This window comes from uncultured Pseudosulfitobacter sp., assembly GCF_963976325.1.
Lineage (GTDB): Bacteria > Pseudomonadota > Alphaproteobacteria > Rhodobacterales > Rhodobacteraceae > Pseudosulfitobacter.
Genome location: NZ_CAXBJW010000005.1, coordinates 97,622 through 116,446, shown reverse-complemented (window position 1 = coordinate 116,446; position 18,825 = coordinate 97,622). Strand labels below are relative to the sequence as shown.

The 18,825-nt window shown below is 62.3% G+C and carries 16 protein-coding genes and 1 pseudogene; 4 read left to right on the top strand and 13 right to left on the bottom strand.

All coding sequences use genetic code 11. The annotated features are described in order from the left end of the window. The first annotated feature begins 4 nt into the window (after window positions 1–4). Window positions 5–2,038 carry an NADH:flavin oxidoreductase gene (locus AAC077_RS14490; RefSeq protein ID WP_339770807.1) on the top strand — a complete coding sequence of 678 codons (2,034 nt, stop codon included), beginning with the start codon at window positions 5–7 and terminating at the stop codon, window positions 2,036–2,038. Between the two features lie 148 nt (window positions 2,039–2,186). Next, window positions 2,187–2,421 (top strand): annotated as a pseudogene (locus AAC077_RS14485) (transposase); the annotation flags it as partial. A 214-nt stretch (window positions 2,422–2,635) separates the two neighbouring features. Here the strand turns inward: AAC077_RS14485 and AAC077_RS14480 are convergent. The 9 genes from AAC077_RS14480 to AAC077_RS14440 all read right to left on the bottom strand — a co-directional run bounded on the left by AAC077_RS14480 (window position 2,636) and on the right by AAC077_RS14440 (window position 12,255). Further along, entirely contained in the window at window positions 2,636–4,096 is a 1,461-nt protein-coding gene (locus AAC077_RS14480; protein WP_339770805.1) for a chlorohydrolase family protein, read from the bottom strand. Then, on the bottom strand, window positions 4,093–5,298 hold the full coding sequence (locus tag AAC077_RS14475; RefSeq protein WP_339770803.1) for an amidohydrolase family protein: 1,206 nt from the start codon (window positions 5,296–5,298) through the stop codon (window positions 4,093–4,095). Before AAC077_RS14475 ends, AAC077_RS14480 begins: the two co-directional genes overlap by 4 nt. Before the next feature lie 17 nt (window positions 5,299–5,315). Further along, window positions 5,316–6,053: an aspartate/glutamate racemase family protein gene (locus AAC077_RS14470; RefSeq protein WP_339770801.1), complete on the bottom strand. Its 738-nt coding sequence runs from the start codon at window positions 6,051–6,053 to the stop codon at window positions 5,316–5,318. Continuing rightward, window positions 6,050–6,685 carry a flavin reductase family protein gene (locus AAC077_RS14465; RefSeq protein ID WP_339770799.1) on the bottom strand — a complete coding sequence of 212 codons (636 nt, stop codon included), beginning with the start codon at window positions 6,683–6,685 and terminating at the stop codon, window positions 6,050–6,052. Before AAC077_RS14465 ends, AAC077_RS14470 begins: the two co-directional genes overlap by 4 nt. A gap of 5 nt (window positions 6,686–6,690) precedes the next feature. Then, on the bottom strand, window positions 6,691–7,728 hold the full coding sequence (locus AAC077_RS14460) for an oligopeptide/dipeptide ABC transporter ATP-binding protein (RefSeq protein WP_339770798.1): 1,038 nt from the start codon (window positions 7,726–7,728) through the stop codon (window positions 6,691–6,693). After that, window positions 7,725–8,690, bottom strand: coding sequence for an ABC transporter ATP-binding protein (locus AAC077_RS14455; protein ID WP_339770796.1), 966 nt, complete (start codon window positions 8,688–8,690; stop codon window positions 7,725–7,727). Before AAC077_RS14455 ends, AAC077_RS14460 begins: the two co-directional genes overlap by 4 nt. 9 nt (window positions 8,691–8,699) lie before the next feature. Further along, on the bottom strand, window positions 8,700–9,623 hold the full coding sequence (locus AAC077_RS14450) for an ABC transporter permease (protein ID WP_339770794.1): 924 nt from the start codon (window positions 9,621–9,623) through the stop codon (window positions 8,700–8,702). An 11-nt stretch (window positions 9,624–9,634) separates the two neighbouring features. Further along, window positions 9,635–10,621: an ABC transporter permease gene (locus tag AAC077_RS14445; protein WP_028954768.1), complete on the bottom strand. Its 987-nt coding sequence runs from the start codon at window positions 10,619–10,621 to the stop codon at window positions 9,635–9,637. Between the two features lie 62 nt (window positions 10,622–10,683). Continuing rightward, a complete protein-coding gene (locus AAC077_RS14440; RefSeq protein ID WP_339770791.1) occupies window positions 10,684–12,255 on the bottom strand; it encodes an ABC transporter substrate-binding protein in 1,572 nt (523 codons plus the stop codon). A gap of 200 nt (window positions 12,256–12,455) precedes the next feature. On the opposite strand from AAC077_RS14440, the gene AAC077_RS14435 reads away from it, so the two are divergent. Together AAC077_RS14435 and AAC077_RS14430 are read left to right on the top strand one after the other, a co-directional pair. Further along, window positions 12,456–13,154: a GntR family transcriptional regulator gene (locus tag AAC077_RS14435; protein WP_339770789.1), complete on the top strand. Its 699-nt coding sequence runs from the start codon at window positions 12,456–12,458 to the stop codon at window positions 13,152–13,154. Window position 13,155: 1 nt separating this feature from the next. Continuing rightward, a complete protein-coding gene (locus AAC077_RS14430) occupies window positions 13,156–14,541 on the top strand; it encodes an amidohydrolase family protein (RefSeq protein ID WP_339770787.1) in 1,386 nt (461 codons plus the stop codon). A gap of 177 nt (window positions 14,542–14,718) precedes the next feature. On the opposite strand, the gene AAC077_RS14425 is transcribed toward AAC077_RS14430, so the two are convergent. Genes AAC077_RS14425 through AAC077_RS14410 form a run of 4 tightly spaced genes read right to left on the bottom strand, consistent with a single transcriptional unit; the run spans window position 14,719 to window position 18,657 of the window. Beyond that, complete coding sequence (locus AAC077_RS14425) at window positions 14,719–15,288, bottom strand: ABC-type transport auxiliary lipoprotein family protein (RefSeq protein WP_339770785.1); 570 nt, start codon at window positions 15,286–15,288, stop codon at window positions 14,719–14,721. A 4-nt stretch (window positions 15,289–15,292) separates the two neighbouring features. Continuing rightward, entirely contained in the window at window positions 15,293–17,386 is a 2,094-nt protein-coding gene (locus AAC077_RS14420; protein ID WP_339770784.1) for an MlaD family protein, read from the bottom strand. A 3-nt stretch (window positions 17,387–17,389) separates the two neighbouring features. Next, entirely contained in the window at window positions 17,390–18,034 is a 645-nt protein-coding gene (locus AAC077_RS14415) for a paraquat-inducible protein A (protein WP_339770782.1), read from the bottom strand. Continuing rightward, window positions 18,004–18,657: a paraquat-inducible protein A gene (locus tag AAC077_RS14410; protein WP_339770780.1), complete on the bottom strand. Its 654-nt coding sequence runs from the start codon at window positions 18,655–18,657 to the stop codon at window positions 18,004–18,006. Before AAC077_RS14410 ends, AAC077_RS14415 begins: the two co-directional genes overlap by 31 nt. Window positions 18,658–18,825 lie beyond the last annotated feature (168 nt).

Below are 18,825 nucleotides of genomic sequence, written 5' to 3'. Positions count from 1 at the left end.
TGTCGTGACCATCCACAGCCCAACCCGCGCCAAAGACCCGCTTTTGCAACCGCTGAAGCTGAAGAAACTGGTTCTGCGCAACCGTATCATGAGCACTTCGCACGCCTGTGGCCTGGAAAAGGACGGCTTCCCGCAAGAGGCCTATCAGGCCTATCACGAGGAAAAGGCGCGGGGTGGGATCGGTCTTTCGATGTTCGGCGGATCGTCGAATGTGGACATCGACAGTCCGAACATCTTTCAGCAGCTCAATGTCGGCACTGACGCGATCATTCCGCACCTGCAACGGTTTTCCGAACGGATGCACGCGCAGGGGGCTGCGCTGATGTGCCAAATCACCCACTTGGGGCGGCGTGGCGACCCTTATGCGCAGGACTGGTTGCCGCCAATCGGCCCGTCACCGATCCGGGAAACCCTGCACCGCGGTATCCCCCGCGAGATGGATGAACATGACATCGCGCGGGTTGTCAAAGCTTATGGTCAAGCCGCGCGGCGCTGCGAGGAAGGCGGGCTTGACGGGATCGAAACACTGGCCTCGGGGCATATGATAGGTCAATTCCTGTCACCCAAGACCAACCACCGGACCGACCGGTTTGGCGGGTCGCTGAAAAACCGCGTTCGGTTTGCACTGATGGTTCATGATGAGATACGGCGCAATGTGAGCGACGATTTTATCGTCGGGATGCGCTATGTGGTGGACGAGGGCATCGACGGCGAATTGTCAGCCGACGACTGTTTGGCGGCGGCCCAAATTCTGGAACGTGAAGGTGCGGTCGACTTTTTCAACGCATTGTTCGGCTCGATGGACACATCACGGTCGCTGTCCGAAGAAGTGTTTCCCGGCATGGGCACGCCCGCAGCACCCTGGGTTGCGGCGGTGGGCCGGTTCAAACGCGCGGTCAATCTGCCGGTCTTCCACGCGGCGAAACTGTCTGACATGGCCTCGGCCCGATTTGCTGTCGCAGAAGGGCACGTGGACTTGGCGGGGTTGACCCGGCCGCATATTGCCGATCCGCATATGGTGGCCAAGCTGCTGCGCGGCGAAGAGCACCGGATCAGGCCCTGTGTCGGAGCGGGGCATTGTCAGTCGCAGCACCGCCCGAAATGTCTGCACAACGCTTCGACGGGGCGCGAGCTGACCATTGGCCACCGGATCGAAACATCACAGACACCGCGCAATGCGGTTGTCGTTGGGGCCGGACCCGCCGGTCTGGAAGCGGCGCGCGTGCTGGCCGAACGTGGCCACAAGGTCCGACTGTTTGAAGCGGCGGCACAACCGGGTGGTCAGGTTCTTTTGGCTGCCTCCGACTGGCGGCGTGATCTGATCGGCATCATCGACTGGCGTCTGGCCGAGCTGGAAATTCTGGGCGTCACGGTGGAATGCAACCGCTACATGGACATGGACAGTATCGCGGCCCTTGACCCCGATCTGGTCATCCTGGCCACGGGCGGCATCCCGCAGACCGAATTCGGTGCAGGCAGTGATCTGGTGCAAAGCGCTTGGGACATCGTAGGACGACAGGTCAAACCCGCCTCTGACGTTTTGATCTGGGACAACACCGGCAGGCATCCCGCACTGCTGGCCGCGCAGATGGCACAGGCCGAAGGTGCAAACGTGCGGCTGGCGACGATCGACGTGAACATCGGTCAGGACCTTGTCTATCCTGAATCGACCCGCTGGCACAAAGAGTTTGCCAAATCCGGCTTGCGCCCTGAGGGCAACTTGCGGCTGACCGGTGTGACGCGCAAAGGCAACAAGCTGGAAGCTGCGCTGATAAACGAGCTGACTCATGAGGTCTCCCGTCAGGTTTACGATCAGGTGATTGTCGAAATGGGCACCTTGCCGATGAACGAACTGTTCGAGGACCTGCGTGGTCAATCGGCCAATGACGGGGTCACCGACCTTCACGCGCTCAAGGATCTGCGCGCCCAGCCCAACAATGGCAAAGGGTTCGAGCTGCACCGGATTGGCGACGCCCAATCGTCGCGCAACATTCACGCGGCGGTCTATGACGCGCTGCGGCTTTGTTCGGTGTCATAGGGTGGTTATTGCCAGAGAGGGTAGAAGTCTTGGTATCCGGTTAAAATCTGACAGTCTCCTGAGACGATGTGCGGCCGGTACAGATTGATGACGGGTCGTCCCGACTTTTTGGTGTAATGAATACCACCTGATCGTTCAGGCAGGGCGCATGCGCAAACCGATACCCGCCCGCTACCGCACGACGAACTGGTCCAGCTACACAGCGTTGCTGCGCAAGCGCGGATCACTGCTGATCTGGCTGGACAAGGACATGATCCGGCGCGCGTCGCATGGCAGCAGCCCCGGTCGGACTGAGGTGTTCTCAGGTGCGGCGATCCAGTTCTGCCTGACCATCAGCTCAGGCAGACGACCGGGAGGTGGCCAGCCTGTTGAAGATGGCCGGTCGGATTTGGGCAGTGGTGGCGTGCGCGACGCCGTCCGAAGGCAAAAGATTTTGACGGTTCAGATCCGCACCGCACTGAAGAACCGCCTTTCAGCCTTCGGCGCCGCCGAGATCGTCCGCGTGGCTTAAGGCTATAGCGAAAAGGGAACGTCACGCTTCAAGCTTTAGTTGCGCAACACCGTCCATCGCAAGTGCGTCCTGTTTTCCAGCAGTCTCTAGCCCAGCAGATAGCTGGGCGGGAAAATCTGGTCGAGGGGCGGGTGGAACAGCGTTCGGTCAGGGTATTGCGCCACCATCCTGTCAAACTGCGCTTGTGCGCGTTCGCGATCAGCCGCTGCGTCGACGCCGGGAATGATACCGTCGCGCATCACGAAACGGCCTGCGATCATCACGTCGGACACATCGCGGCCCGATCCGTTCAGCAACAGCGTTTGGATGGGGTCGATCACCTGACCCATCTCGGGCGTGTCCAACCGGATCACGTTCAGGTCCGCGGCGCATCCCGGGGCCAGCCGTCCCAGATCGGGGCGTTGCAACGCCTCTGCACCGCCAAGCGTGGCCGCGTCGTAGTAATCGGCTGCGCGAACGGCTGTGACGTCGCCCCCGGCGATGCGCGCCGTCATTACGCCGACCGCCATATTCTGGATCATGTCAGGCGGATGGGTGTCGGTGCCCATGCCGATGGTCACATCCAAGTCCCGGAACCGCGCAAAGGATTGCATCACCTTGCCGCTGCGCGCCATCACCAGCGGACAGTGGGCCAGTGCCGCACCTGAAGTGACAAGGATGTCGAGATCGGGAGCCTGATAGGTGATGCCGTTGATCCCCGACAGGAACAGACCGTGCGGCAGGATCGTGCTGCGGGCAAAGAATTCAGTGTCGCGTAGCAATTCCAGCGGGCTTTTGCCGTGCTGCTGTACGACCAGATCGTATTCCAGCCGCGACTGGCAGCAATGCAGGCGCACCGGCACGTCGTGGTCGCGCGCCAGCGCACCACTCCGCCGCAGCAGCTTGGGTGTGCAGGTCTCGATCCGGTCGGGGGCAAGCATTGTGCGCACCAACCCGTTCCGGGTGTTCTCGTGGCTGTCGATGAACCGGGCCGCGGCGTCCAGGCCGTCCAGCCCGCGCGCTTCGTCATAGTGAAAACCGATTTTGCGGTCGGTCCCGACCACCAGATTGCCACTGCGATAGGCTGGTCCCAAATAGACCCGCAGGCCCAGGTCTGCGGCAGCATCGGCGGCGGCCTCGAATTCCGCGACCGTCTCGCCCCATGCGCGGTAGAACAGCGACGCGATGGGCAGGGCTGTGGTGATGCCGTTGCGGATCAGGCGGGTAAAGGCATAGCGTTTCTGCCATGCCAGCTCGTCCGGCGTGTACATCTCGCGCGGGCCTGCGTGCAGATAGCTTTGCGGCCAGACACGTCCCTTCAGTTCGGGAGGATGGTTGTCATAGCCCAGAACGGTGGTGTCCAGATCGGACAAAGCGTCCAGATCGACAAAGCCGGGGCCGATCATCGCCGCGCCAAAGTCGATCGTTTCGTCCACGGGACCGTCGAAGCGGTGGCCGACGAACAGCACTTGGGTGCCTTCGACGACAACGGTGCCGTTTCGGAACAGCCTGTGGCTGCCATCCGCGTGGCCCACCACCCAGCGTGCGGTCAGAGCGGTGCGTTTCATGCGCTTTGCCATGCGGCAAGGGTTTCGCCGGCGCGTGCCACGACCTGCCCGCCTGAAATGACCAACCGCCGGTCGGGGCGCAATGTGACCGCTTCGGACAGGGCTTCGACATTGACCAGCACCAGATCGGCGCGACTGCCCACGTCCAACCCATAGGCGTTCAGGCCCATCACACGGGCTCCGTCGGTGGTGCAGGTGTCCAGCGCCCAGGCGATCTCGGTATCGGCGCGGAAGTTGTTGCGCAGACCGACCAGCATGGCGCGTTCCAACATGCAGGCGTTGCCATAAGGGGTCCACGTGTCGCGGATGCCGTCGTTGCCCGCGCAGATGGCAATACCCCGTTCACGGCAGGCCGCAACCGACGGCACGGGCCGCGATGCGGGCGCGGTGGTGGCCAACGACACGCCAAGGGTCGCGATCCGGTCCAGTTGCGCATTCACCCGCGCGGTGTCGTTCATGCCCAGGCAAAAGGCGTGGCTGACCGTGACCTTGCCTTGCATCGACAGCGCCTGGGTCCGGTCCAGGATCATGTCCAGGCTGAACGCGCCCAATTCACCCGCTTCGTGCAGGTGGATGTCGACCGGTTTGCCGTGTTTCTCGGCCAGTCCAAAAACAGCATCGAGCTGCCCCTTGGGGTCGCGGTCGATGCCGCAGGGGTCCAGCCCGCCGACAATATCCGCACCGTCGCGCAGCGCCTGATCCATCAACTCGACGGTGCCGGGGCGGATCATCATGCCTGATTGCGGAAAGGCCACGATTTCGATCTGCATCACATCGGAAAAGCGGGCGCGGGTTTCGGCCACGCCCTCGAACATCTTCAGCCCGTGGTCGGTGTCGATGTCCACGTGACTGCGGATGGCGGTCGTCCCCTTGGACAGCGCCAGCGTCACCTGCCGCGCGGACTGGCGGGCGGCGTCCATGTCCAGTTCGTGCCGCAAGCTGCGCTCGGTGTCGATCATCTGTTGCAGGCTTTTGCCCTGGGCGTGCGGATGCCACGGCATGCCCCACAGCGTCTTGTCCAGGTGCGCATGGGCGTCGACCAGTCCGGGCAGGGCAAGCGCCCCTTCGCAATGTTCCACCGTGTCGTCGGTTCGTGGCGCGATGGCTGCCGCAATTTGCGAGATACGGCCACCTTCGATCAGCACATCCACAGGGTCCGCGCCCATCAGGCGAAGGTTTTTCAAAAGCAAACGGTCGGGCATGTCTGTGTCCTGTCTGGTCAAGTGTGGGGTGCGGGGGCCAATTGGCCCGCGACGGTCTGTTTCAGGCGGGGCACCGCATAGGCGCCGGTCTTGCTGGTCATCAGGCCGGTGCCCGCCAGACCCGCCGCCATGCGGATGGCAAAGCCTACGCCGTCGATCACCGGCACACCGGCGTCACAACTCAGCAGTTCGAGATGGGCGCTCATGCCCGCACAGCCCAGCACGACGGCTTCGGCGCCGTCCTGCTCGACCGCCTGCCGGATCTTGGCCGCGATCAGTGGCAGCGCACGGTCCGGATCGGTTTCCAGATCCAGCACCGGAATGTCGGCAGCATGAACACGGCGCAGGCTGCGCCCGCAGCCGTAGCGACCTGCCAGATCCTCGATGATCGGCACGGCGCGGGGCAGGGTGGTCACAACCGAGAACCGCTTGGCCACTCGTCCAGCAGCGATCAGCGCCGCCTCGCACAGGCCCACCACCGGCCCGCTGGCCACCGCGCGGGCGGCGTCCAGGCCCGGGTCGTCAAAGCAAGCGATGACATGGGCCGCTGCACCCTGACGCTCGGCCTCGAGGATCGCGTCCAGCATCGCGGGCACGGCGCGTGCTTCGTCGGCATAGCCTTCGATGCTGGCGGGCGTGCCGCGCGCGGTCACGGCCATCACCTCGATGCCCGGACCGGACAGCGCCCGCGCGGTGCGCGCGATGGCGTCGGTCATCTCGCGGGTCGAGTTGGGATTGACCAGCAAAACTTTCATGAGGGGGTTTTCCTTTTGATGCCGACAGGAGGCTGCGCAGGGGCTTTCAGCTCGAACTGACGGTCGGATGTGATGTAATTGTCGGCGTGCAGCCGCGCGATGGGCTGATAGGTTTCGGGGTTCACGTAACGGCCCGCGGCATCCAGACAGGCGTCGCGCACGTGCATCTGCACCACTTCGCCCAGGATGATCACGCGCCGTGCGTAGCGGATGGTTTCGGCCACCTTGCATTCCATCGCGCAGGGGCTTTCCGCGATCCAGCCGCCGTTGATCTGCGTCGCGGGGGTCATTGTCAGACCCGCGGTGGCAATCTCGTCCACGTCGGGTTCATAGCTGATGCCGCAAACGGTCATCGCCTCGGCCAGGGCCATGTCCACCATGTTCACACAGAACGATCCGCTCGCGTCGATGTTGGCAACGGTGTCCTTGACGGTGCCGTCGGGGCGCGTCTGGATGCCCAGGATCAGGATCGGCGGATCTTGCGAGAACACGTTGAAAAAGCTCATCGGGGCCGCATTCGCCACCCCGTCTGCCGACAGCGTCGTGACCAGCGCGATGGGGCGCGGGGCGACAAAGTTGGACAGCAACCGATAGCGGTCCTGTTCGGGAAGTGCTGTAAAATCAAATTCCATCGTGTCTACTCCGCTGCCATGCGTGCCCAGGACGGCAACCGTCCTTCTTCTGCCGCATGACATGCAGAGTGCGCACCACCGGCCCTGACATTCAACTCGGGCGATACGGTGCGACATCTTTCGTTGGCCAGCGGGCAGCGCGGGTGGAATGTGCACCCCGAAGGCGGCGAGATCGGGTTTGGCACCTCACCAGCGACAGGTGCGCGCTCGACGCCGCCGATGGCCAGCTTTGGCACGGTTTCCATCAGCAGGCGGGTATAGGGATGCTGAGGGTTTTCGAAAATCTGCTCTTTCGGGCCGACCTCGACGATCTTGCCCAGATACATCACCGCCAGAACGTCGGCCATGTACCAGACCACGGCCAGATCGTGACTGATAAAGATATAGCTCATGCCGAATTCGTCCTGAAGGTCCTTCATCAGGTTCAAAATCTGGCTTTGCACACTGACATCCAGCGCCGAGGTCGGCTCGTCGCAGATCAGCAGTTCGGGGCGCGTGGTCAGGGCGCGGGCAATGGACAGACGCTGACGCTGTCCGCCCGAAAATTCGTGCGGAAACTTCTTGGCGTCGGCGGCATTCAGGCCCACCTGTACCAGCAGTTTCTCCACCTCTTGCGTAACTTCGGCGCGGGTCTTGCAGATGCCGAAATTCTTCAGCGGCTCGCCGATGATGTCACGCACCCGCCAGCGCGGGTTGAGCGAGGCAAAGGGGTCCTGAAAGATCATCTGCATCCGGCGGCGCAACGCAGGCGGCTTGCCGGGGGCCATGTGGGTGATGTCGCTGCCTTCGAAATGGATTGCCCCGGCGCTGGGCGTGTGCAGACCCATCAACAGACGCGCAACGGTGGATTTGCCACAGCCGGATTCACCCACCACGGCAAAGGTTTTGCCGCGCGGCACGTCAAAGCTGATCTCGTCCACGGCGGTCAGAATGCGCTTGGGACGGCGTTCCAGCAGACGGTTCAGGAACGGCTCGGATATGTCGAAACGCTTGGAAACCTTGCGGACACTCAGGATGTCGGGGCTTTGTGCTTGATCGTTCATTGAACCTCTCCGAACAGATGACAGGCGACCTGACCGCTGCCTGCGTCCACGGGGACAGGGCGCAGGGTGCGGCAGGTGTCCATGGCTTGCGGGCAACGCGGCGCAAAGGCGCAGCCGGGGGCGGGGTTGCGCAGACCGGGCATCGCGCCTTCGATCTGGGTCAGGCGGGCGTCGCGGTTGCCGATCTGCGGGATCGAGTTCATCAGCCCCTTGGTATAGGGGTGCAGCGGGTCCTGAATGACCTGCGCCACGTCCCCGATCTCGACCAGCCGGCCTGCGTACATCACCGCCACACGGTCGGCGGTTTCGGCAATCACGCCCATATCGTGGGTGACCAGAACCACCGCCGTGCCGTTCTCGCGGCACAGGCGTTTCAGCAGGGCCAGAATCTGCGCCTGCACGCTGACATCCAGCGCCGTGGTCGGTTCGTCCGCAATAATCAGTTTCGGTTCAGCACACAGGGCCAATGCAATGACGACCCGCTGACGCATCCCGCCGGAAAACTGGTGCGGGTACTGGTCCAGACGTGCCTCGGGGGCGGGAATGCCCACTTCGGCCAGCCAGTCAATGGCCCGCTTGCGGGCGGCTTTGTGATCCAGCCCCAGATGCACGCGCATCGTGTCGATCAACTGTTCGCCCACAGTGTAAACCGGATTGAGACTGGTCAGCGGGTCCTGAAAGATCGCCCCGATTTCCTTGCCCCGGATGCGGCGCATTTTTTCGGGCGCAAGGTTGTCGATCCGCTGCCCACGCAGGCGTACCTGACCCGACCGGATCAGGCCGGGCGGCTCGATCAGGCCGGTGATCGCGGCGCCGGTGATGGACTTGCCCGCGCCACTTTCGCCCACCAGCCCAAGGATCTGTCCCTCGTCCAGCTCAAGGCTCAGCCCCTTGACGGCCTCAAGCGGGCCACGGCGGGTGGGGAATTCTACGACGATATTGTCGAGTTCTAGAAGGGTCATGATCTCACCTCACCTCAGTTTCGGGTTAAGCGCGTCGCGCAGCCAGTCGCCCAGCAGGTTCACAGCCAGCACCAGCACGGCCAGTGCCGCAGCAGGAAAGACGACGACCCACCAGATGCCGGAAAACAGGAATTCGTTGCCGATCTGGATCAGCGTGCCCAGCGACGGTTGGGTTGGCGGCATGCCGACTCCCAGAAAGCTTAGCGTCGCTTCGGTCAGTACCGCCATGCCAAGGTTGATGGTGGCGATCACCAGCACCGGCCCCAGCACGTTGGGCAGGATGTGCCGCACCATGATGGCCACCGATCCGGTGCCAAGGGTGCGCGCCGCTTCGATGTATTCCTTGCGCCGCTCTACCATGGTCGAGCCGCGCACGGTGCGTGCATATTGCACCCAGTTGGTCAGCCCGATGGACAGGATCAGCACGATCAGCGCCGAATCCGCCTGCGCCGATTGTGGCAGCGCACCGCGCAGAACGCCGTTGATCAGCAACGCCACAAGGATCGGCGGAAAGCTAAGCAGAACATCGGCAATGCGCATCAGCACCGCATCGACGATCCCGCCCAGAAAGCCGCCCAGCAGGCCCAGCGTGACACCCAGCACGGCGGCCAGAAGCACGCTGGCAAAGCCGACGACCAGCGAAATGCGCATCCCGTACATGATCGACGACAATACGTCGCGCGCTTGGGTGTCGGTGCCCAGAAGATAGGCGGGGTTGCCGCCCTCGGCCCAGGCGGGGGGCAGTTCGCTGTCGAACAGGCTTAGCTCGGCAATATCAAAGGGGTTTTGCGGCGCCAGATGGGGCGCAAGGATTGCCGCCAGAAACATCGCCAGCAACAGCAGCGTCGAGATCACCGCAACCCGCGACTTGCGGAAGCTATAGGCGATGTCGCTGTCCCAGGCGGAATAGAGCATAGGCATGAAAGTGGACATAGGGGGTCTCCTCAGACGCCGCGCGCGGTCGATTTCTCGACGCGCAGGCGGGGATCAACGACGTGGTACAAAAGGTCGACGATGGTGTTGATGACGACGAACAGGAACGACACCAGCACCAGATAGGCGGCCATGACCGGCACGTCGGAAAAGTTCACGGCCTGAATGAACAAAAAGCCCATGCCCGGCCACTGGAACACCGTCTCGGTGATGATGGCAAAGGCGATGAGCCCGCCCAGTTGCAGGCCGAAAATGGTCATCACCGGGATCAGCGTGTTTTTCAGCGCGTATTTGAAATGCAGCATCCGGTTTGGCATGCCGCGTGCACGGGCGAACTTGATATAGTCGGCGCGCAGCACCTCAAGCATTTCGGCACGCACCAGCCGCATGATCAGGGTCATCTGGAACAGGGCCAGCATGATCGACGGAAGGATCAGCGCCTTGAGCCCCGAGAGTGTCAGGAAACCGGTGGTCCAACCGCCAAGGTCCACAACCCCGCCGCGTCCGAAACTGGGCAGCCACCCCAGCGTCACGGAAAACAGCAGTATCAGCAGGATGCCGGTGACAAATGTGGGCACCGAAATCCCCAGCAGCGACACAACCTGCAACCCCTGACTGATCCAGCCGCGCGGGTTCAGTGCGGTGTAGATGCCCAAGGGGATACCCAAGGCCAATGCAAGGCTTGCCGCGACCAGCACAAGTTCGGCTGTTGCAGGAAACCGTTCGGCCAGCAGGTCAGAGACAGGGCGGTTGTTGCGGTAGCTTTGGCCAAAGTCCCCTTGGGCCGCGTTCGCGATGAAACGTCCGTATTGCACCACGAAGGGGTCGTTCAGCCCCATCTTTTCACGCAGGTCCGCGCGTTCTTCGACCGTTGCATCTTCGGGCAACAGGTTCGAGATCGGGTCGCCCAGAAAGCGGAACATCAAAAAGGCAATTGACGCAACAACCAGCATCACAAGGGCGGCTTGGACGATGCGTCTGAGAAGAAAGGCGAACATGGCGGCCTCCGGCAGGAATGAGGGAAGGTGGCGGGGGCACGCATGCACCCGCCACGAAGGGGTCAGTCGATCCGCGCGAGCCACAGGCGCGCTTTGTCGTCGCCGGTTTGCGGAATGCTCACACCGTCACGCGCGGCCCACGACAGCGGCTGTGCGTGCAGCGGCAGCCATGCAACCTCGCTTTTGGCGATGGCAAAGGCTTCGGTCATCATCGCCAGACGCTTGTCCGCATCCAGTTCGGTGGCCACGGCTTCGGTCAGGCGATCCACTTCGACGTTGGAATAGCCGCCGGGGTTCCAGGTGCCCATCTGCCCGCCGGGGGTGTGCAGCATGGCCGACAGCACCGAATAGCCGTCCAGCATCGGCAGCGTGGCCCAACCCAGCATGAACATATCCGTCTCGTTGGCGCGGGCGTGTTCGAAATGGATCGCCTTGGTTTCGGCGGTCAGGTCCGCCTTGACGCCCACACGTGCGAACATCGCGGCCAGCGCCTGACAGATCGCCGCGTCGTTGACGTAGCTGTCGTTCGGGCAGTTCATGTTAAAGCTGAAGCCGTCCGCATAGCCCGCGTCGGCCAGCATCTGCTTGGCCAGTTCGGGATCATAGGCGGGGATTTCATCGTTCGCGTCGTCAAAGCCGGGCACTTGCGGGGCGACAAGCGTGCCCAGATTGCGGGATTTGCCGCGCATGATCTTGTCGCGCAGCAGATCATAGCTGATCGCATGGACCAATGCCTGACGCACCTCGACCTTTTGCAGCGGATTGCCTTCGGTGCTGGCATTGTTCAACTGATCGCTCAGGTTAAAGCCCATCATGATCGCGCGCAGTCCGGGCGCCTCGAGCACGTGCATACCTTCGGTCGCCTCGATGCGCTTGGAGTCTTGCAGGGGCGAGGGCACGATCATATCCAACTCGCCCGACAGCATCGCAGCCACACGGGTGGCGTCCGAGTTGATCGGGTTCAGCTCGATGCGGGTGATGTTGTGTTTTGGCGTGTCCCACCAACCTTCGTTGACCTCAAGAACGGTCTGCGCGTCCGGGGTGCGTGACACGAAATGGAACGGGCCGGTGCCGTTGGCGTGCGAGGTGGTATAGCCTTCTTCGCCTTTTTGCGCGTCGATGGGGTCCAGCGCGTCGTGCTCTTTCAACCAGCCCGCATCGAAGATCAGGATGTTGGTCAGAAAGTTGTTCAGCAGCGGGTTCGGCCCGTCCAGCAGCAGATCGACGGTCATGTCGTCCACCATCTTGGCCCCGACAAGACCCGCGATGTTGCCGCGAATGGGCGAATCTTCATGCGCGGCACGGTTGACCGAGGCAACGACATCCTCGGCGGTCAGATTCTGACCGTCGTGGAATTTGACGCCTTCGCGCAAGTGATAGCGCACGGTGGTTTCGTCGATCTGTTCCCAGCTTGTGGCCAGCGCCGGTTCAATTCTCAGATCCGCATCATAGCGCACCAGCGCCTCGTAGATGTGGTTCAGGAACGACACGGTAAAGCTGTCGGTCATGGAATGGGGGTCAAGGCCGTAAAGGTCGCCGTTGGTGCCAAGGCGAAAGGTTTCGGCCTGCGCCGCGCCGCCAAAGGCCAGCGACAGCGCCGTGGTTGCGGTCAGCAAGAGTTTGCGTGGTGTCATGTTGGTATCCCTGTTTTCGGTTCATTGAGCCGGCAAAAGCGGCTTGCACGTGGATGACGAGGGGAAGCTGACATGATTCGCAATTTACGTCTACAATTATTGTTAACAATTTATGATGACATTAAATGCTTGCATCCTTCTGCCTAATTTTGCGACAATTGGGATCGGGCCCGTTGCCCGGTCCATGCCAAGGAGGTGAGATGTCGGACGCTCCCAAACTCACGGAACAGCAGATCTATGAACGGATCTGGAAATCTATTGCCGAACGCCGCCTGCCACCGGGCACCCGCCTGAAAGAAGAGCGCCTGTGCGAGATTTTCGGCGTCAGCCGTCCCCGCATCCGCCGCGCGCTGGACCAGTTGGCCCATGATGGTCTGGTCTGCCACATCCCCAACCGCGGGGCTTTTGTGTCCACCCCGTCAGCGGACGAAGCACGCGATGTGTTTTTCACCCGACGCGTGGTTGAACGCGGTGTGATTGAGGCGTTGAAAGAGAACGTCAGCGACGACACGCTTGCGGCGCTCAACAGTCATATCGAACAGGAACGACAGGCCCTGCGCGACGGGGATGCATCGCAAACCATCCGGTTGTCGGGGGCGTTTCACATGCTGCTGGCTGAACTGGGTGCCTCGCCCTTGCTGGCCGACATTCTGCGCGACCTGGTGTCAAAAAGCACGCTGGTCACCGCGGTGTTCCAGCCGAAATGTGACACCCAATGCGGACCGGACGAACATGCGTCGATCGTCGAGGCGCTGGCGCGAGGCGATTTCGACACCGCCAAAAGCGCAATGGACGCGCATCTGTTGGAAGCTGAACACACGCTGCAACTGGAAACCTCGGGGGATGGTCAGCCGTTCCCGACCGATGTTCTGGGTGCAGCCCTGACCGAGGATACCTGAGTTGACCACCATTGCCATTACCGGAACGACTGCCATCACCATGGACGCCAAGCGTCGCGTCATCGAAAAGGCGACGATTGTCTTTACCGATGACCGCATCACACAGGTCGGTGCCGCCGGTGACGTGACCATTCCCGAAAGCGCCGAGATCATCGACGGCAAAGGCACGTTGACGTTGCCGGGGCTGATCGACAGCCACGCCCACGCAGGCCACGGACTGACCCGCAATCTGGGCGCGCGGGCAGGGGGCGACGCATGGTTTCAAGCTTGCGAAGACCTGTACACACGCGGATCAACCGCAGGTTTCTGGCAGGCCGAGGCGCGTTTGTCAGCGCTGGAACGGCTCAGGGCGGGGATCACCACCTGCACCATGTTGCTGGGTGGTGGCGCGGACCACTATCGCACTGACACGCGCGAAGCGGGCGATCTGCATTGCGCCGCCACCCGCGAGGCGGGTCTGCGCACGATGGTGGCCGCCGGTGTGAACCGCGCACCGTTCCCCAAGACCTATCGCAGCCTTGACCAGTCGCGCGAAATCACGCTGAGTTTCGAAGACCAGCTGGCGGTCTGCGCCGAACTGGCCGAGACGCACAACGACCTGTTGGGCACCGGGACAGGCGTGTGCCTGATCATGCCGGTCTACCAGCCGAACGCGGTTCAGGCAGACCCGCAGACCATCCGCCGCATGTGCCGCGATGTGATGGACCTGCGTGAAAAGGCGGGGCTGCTGTTCACACAAGACGGACACCGCGACGGCTCTATCGCGCTGGCCGAAACGCTCGAGATCATCGGGCCGTGGTCATACCTGTCACATTCGGTCGACCTGACCGAGGGCGACATGGCTGCCGCCAAACGCAGCGGCACCTCGATCGTTCACAATCCATCTGCGATCATGTCGGTTTATGGCCGCTGTCCCGCGCCGGAACTGCGCGATATGGGGGTGAACGTGGCGCTGGGGTCGGATGCCGCCGCACCGGATCGCGGCTATGACATGTTTCGCCATATGGCCCAGTGCCTGCACTACCACCGCCGACACTTTCGCGATCCCGATGTGATGATGCCAATTGACGTGCTGGAAATGTGCACCATCGACGCGGCGCGCGCTATCGGTTTGCAGGATGATCTGGGGTCGTTGGAAGCGGGCAAAAAGGCCGACATCGTGATGCTGGACCGCGAACAGGCGCATTTCTATCCGCCGATCATGCCGCTGACCGCCGCCGCGCAATTCGCCAATGCAGGCGATGTGGACACGGTCATCGTCAACGGCAAGATCCGGATGCGTCACCGCAAGACCGATCTGGACGAACGCGCGATCCTGGCAGCCGCATCGCAAGAGCTGACCGATGCGATCGCACGCTGCGGGCTGGAGCATCTTCTGGAAGAATAGGCGCAAACCTCCCAACCCGAGGCGCGCGCCGTCGCATCAATCACCTGCTCAGGCGTCGGTGTAGCGCGGCGCCAAGCAGCCCGTTTGGCAAAGCGTCAGGCCAGAGTCACCAAAAGACATGAAAGCGAAACCAGGGGGCGGACCGCGACGCATTCGCACCCTGGCCTGCCTCTTGGATCACAGCCCCTTGCGCGCGATGGTCTCTGCCAGCCGCCCCACGGCCAGCCCGCGCGCCGCCGCGATGGCAGTGGCCGAGCTTGCGTCACCGACAATCGGCTCCTCAATGGCAAAGGACCCCGCGGTGGCACGTCCGCCCGCTTCGGGTGCGATAAAATACTGGCCTGACAGGCGGAACACACCTTCGGCTGTGGCCAGCAGTTCCTCGATCCGCACGTCTACCTTGGCGGCGGGATAGGCGCGGAAGGGCCAGGGTGCGGGGGCGACGGTAACGCCTGTGATGGTCCCCAGATCGCGGGCCAGTTGCAGACTGATCGACCGTGCGGGCAGGTCCGCCCACAGTGTCCCCATGGGCGAAATGGTGCCATCTGCGGCGCGCATATAGATATCTTCGGCGGCAGCATAGCTGGGCAGGGTCACCTCGGACACTTCAAGGCTGGAGAAGCTGGAGTTCACCCGTGTTTGCGGCGCGCTGACCGGCGATGCAACGCGCACTTCGGTCGTGCCACAAGCGGCCAGCAGCGTGACAAGGCCAAGGGCAGCGATGCTGCCTGTGTTGATCGTTTTCATAAAATCACCGTCCCAGGATAAGCGAGTTTGGATTGCGTTCGATGGCCCGCGCCAGACGTTCTATGGCCGAGGCCGCGGCTTCGATCTGACGCAGTGCGGCGCTGGTTTCGCGCGAGAATGCGGATTCGCGCCCGTAGTTGTTCAGCGTGGCCGCCGCCTGATTGGCGACGTTGCGCAGTTGCGTGGCGATGCCCGGCAGCAGCTTGGTGGCCTCTTCGACCGCCGATGCCGCGTCACGCGCCGACGCCAGCGTGGCGTTGGCATTGTCCACCAGCCCGCCGTCGCGCAGCTCTTCCAGCGTCAGCGTCAATTGCGCCAGCGCCTCGTTCAGCTCTTGCGGCAGGGCGCGGGTCGACGGCTGGTCGATCAGGGCATTTGCCGCGGCCAGCAGTTCGGTGGTCCGATCCGCCAGCGTTTTCAGCGACACTTCGGCGGCGTCGTCCAGAATGGCGCTGGCTTGATCCACAATACCGGGCAGACCGTCAGCGGCGGTTTTGACACTGTCGATAGAGCTGATCAACTGATCGATCACGCCCTTGGTTTCGATCTCGGTCACGATGGTGTTCAGCTTGCCCGAGATCTGTTCAAGGTCTTTCAGCACGACAGAAACCTGCCCGGGGATCGCTTTTACGTCATCGCTTTCGACCACGCCGCGCACACCCGACAGAATGCCGCGCAGCTCTTCGGGGGCCTCTTGCAGCGCCTGCGATCCGACAAGGGCGGTGGCGTTGTCCAGAAAGCTGATGGCCGATTGCATGACTTCTTCAATGGGCAGATCGTTGACCCGCTGCAACACACCCTGCGCCGAGGTGGCGACATCGGTGATGTCCGCGTCGGTGGTGGGCAGGATCGGATAGGGTTCGGCTGTGCGGATCAGCTCGGCCTCGGGGGCGTCGGGCACGTCGATTAGACGGATTTTCAGCGAACCGGTCAGCAGCGACGCGTTGGTCAATTGCCCACGCATACCCGCCGCGACCCGCCGCGACAGGAAATCAAGCAGCTCTTGATCGCCTGCATCATCCTCTAACCCGATCCGGCTGGGGTTGATCCGCATGGTGGTCATCAGGCGCACCTTGTCGTCGCCGAACCGTTCCGGGTCGACCAGACCGGTCAGTGATGCAACCTCGCCCACGCGCAGGCCGCCCAGTTCCACCGGCGCGCCGGCGCTTAGCCCGGACAGGTTCTGATCAAAGATCATGGTCAGTGTCGCGCTATTGCTTTCGCCGTCGCCTTCGACAAGGAAATCATTGCGCGCGGTTTCTTCGTCGGCAAACAGTTCGAACACCTCGTCTTGGGCCAGCGCCGCGCCGCCGGACCCCATGGTCTCAAAGGTGATCCCGCCCGAGATCAGCGATGCAAAGCTGTCGAAATTGATCTGCGCACCCGCTGCCCCCAGTGAGAAGGAAAAGCCAGAGACATCCCAGAACCGCGTCCCAGTGGTGACCAACGTGGTGTAAGGGGCATAGATCACCGCCTTGGCCGCGACACCGGTGCCGTCTTCGTTGATCTCGGCAGAGGCGACCTGACCCACCTGCAAGCCCTTGTACAGAATGGGCGTGTTGGCGGTGGGCAGACTTTCTGGGGACCGCAGCGTAAACTGGATGCCCTCGCGGTCCGCGCTTAGCAAGGGAGCGTTCGAGAGGCCTTCGAATTTTGTTCGAAAACCGCCTGCCGTGCCGTCCCATGTCCCTTGAATGTAGACACCCGACAGAACGGTATCCAGACCGGTGACCCCTTGGGCCGACACTTCAGGGCGCACGACCCAGAATTGCGATTCACCATCGACGAAATCGGCCAGATCCTTGTTGATCCGCACGCCGACGCGCACCTGTTTCAGGTCATCGGTAAAGCCCACGGTTTCCACCAGCCCCACACGAATGTCACGAAAGCGCAGCTCGGTTTCGCCCGCCTTGACCCCGGCCGCATTTTCAAAGGTGATCTCGATCAGCGGGCCCTGCTGGTTGAAATTGTTCCAGGCCGCACCCAACGCCACGACAAGCGCCAGGATCGGGATCAGCCAGATGAACGAAATGCCTTCCCAGAACCTGGGCTTGCCGTCTTCGACGGGAACGGGTGTCGGCGCACTGTTGTCGGACATAGGTCAGGGGGTCTTTCTGGGTTGTTGACGGCGCACAGCGTCCCAGATCAGACGGGGATCAAATGCCTGAGCGGACAACATGGTGCAAATAACGGACAAAGCAAAGGTCATCGCCGCAGGCCCCGGCCGGATCGACGCCACGACGGACAACTGCACAAGCGAGGACAGGATGGCCACGACAAAAACGTCGATCATCGACCAGCGGCCGATGAATTCGACGATCTCGTACATATAGGTGCGGCTGCGGGCGGGCACGGTCGATCCGTGCCGCGCGGTGATGGCCAGAAAAGCAATGGCCAGAAACTTGCCCACCGGGATCAGCACGCTTGCGATCAGGATGATGGCTGCCACGCCATAGCTGCCATGATGGGCCAGTTCGACCGCGCCGCCGATGATGGTGTTTTCGGTGTGCGACACCAGCGTGTTGGTTTTCAGCATCGGAAAGATGTTGGCGGGAATATAGGCGATGACGCCCGCAATCCACCACGCCCAGACCTTTTGCAGGCTTTTGGTGTCACGCGATTGCAGGTGGCTGCCACAGCGCCCGCAGCGCGCCTGACCCATCGGCCAGACCCGCGCACAGCGGCGGCAGGCCACAAGGCCTGCTTCGCGCGCCGTCAGTCTTCTTCCAGTTCGAGCGATTTCCATACAGACCAGGTACACAAAAAATTATCATTGATAAGAACAAGGATGACCAAAGCGGAAAACATCCAGAACGCGGGGCCAAAGCCGATATGCGCCAGATCCTGCACTTTAACCAGCGCCACGGCGCAGCCAATGGCAAATACCTCGGCCATGGCCCATGGCTTCAGCTCTTGCGACAGACGAAAAGCGCTGCGCGCGTGGGGCAGGGCGGGGCGGTCGCGTACGATGGGGAGCAGCACGTATAGGATCAGAACGGTGCGCAGCAGCGGAATAAAGATAATCGCCGCCGCCACAAGGAACGACAGGAACACCATGTACCCTGACCGGAAGCTGGACGCCGCATCCAGGATGGACGTCGAATTGCCGATGCCACTGGCATTGATGTCCAGAAAGGGAAAGAACAGCGCCGCCACCACCAGGATCATCACGGTCAGCGTCAGCGCAATCATCTTTTTGCCGGCCTTCTTGCGTGGCGCGATCAGCACGGTGTGGCAATGGCTGCACACCGCACGCCCGCCATGCGCGGGCATCTGCGCCACATACAACGCATCGCAATGGGGGCAGGCGATCAAATCCTCGATCGCCGCCCCATCGGGCGTTGTCTGTGCAAATGTATCGGTCGACATGGCCTAGGTGTGGCGCTCCAGAATGTGCGGTCCAGGGGGCGTGCAAGGGATTGCACACACCGAGGTGTTGGATTGTCAAAGACTATAGCCCGTTTCAAAGCCGCTGACAGGGCTTGCAGCGTCATTCGGTGTCAGTACACGCAGAGTTTTATCACCCACCAGATGCGC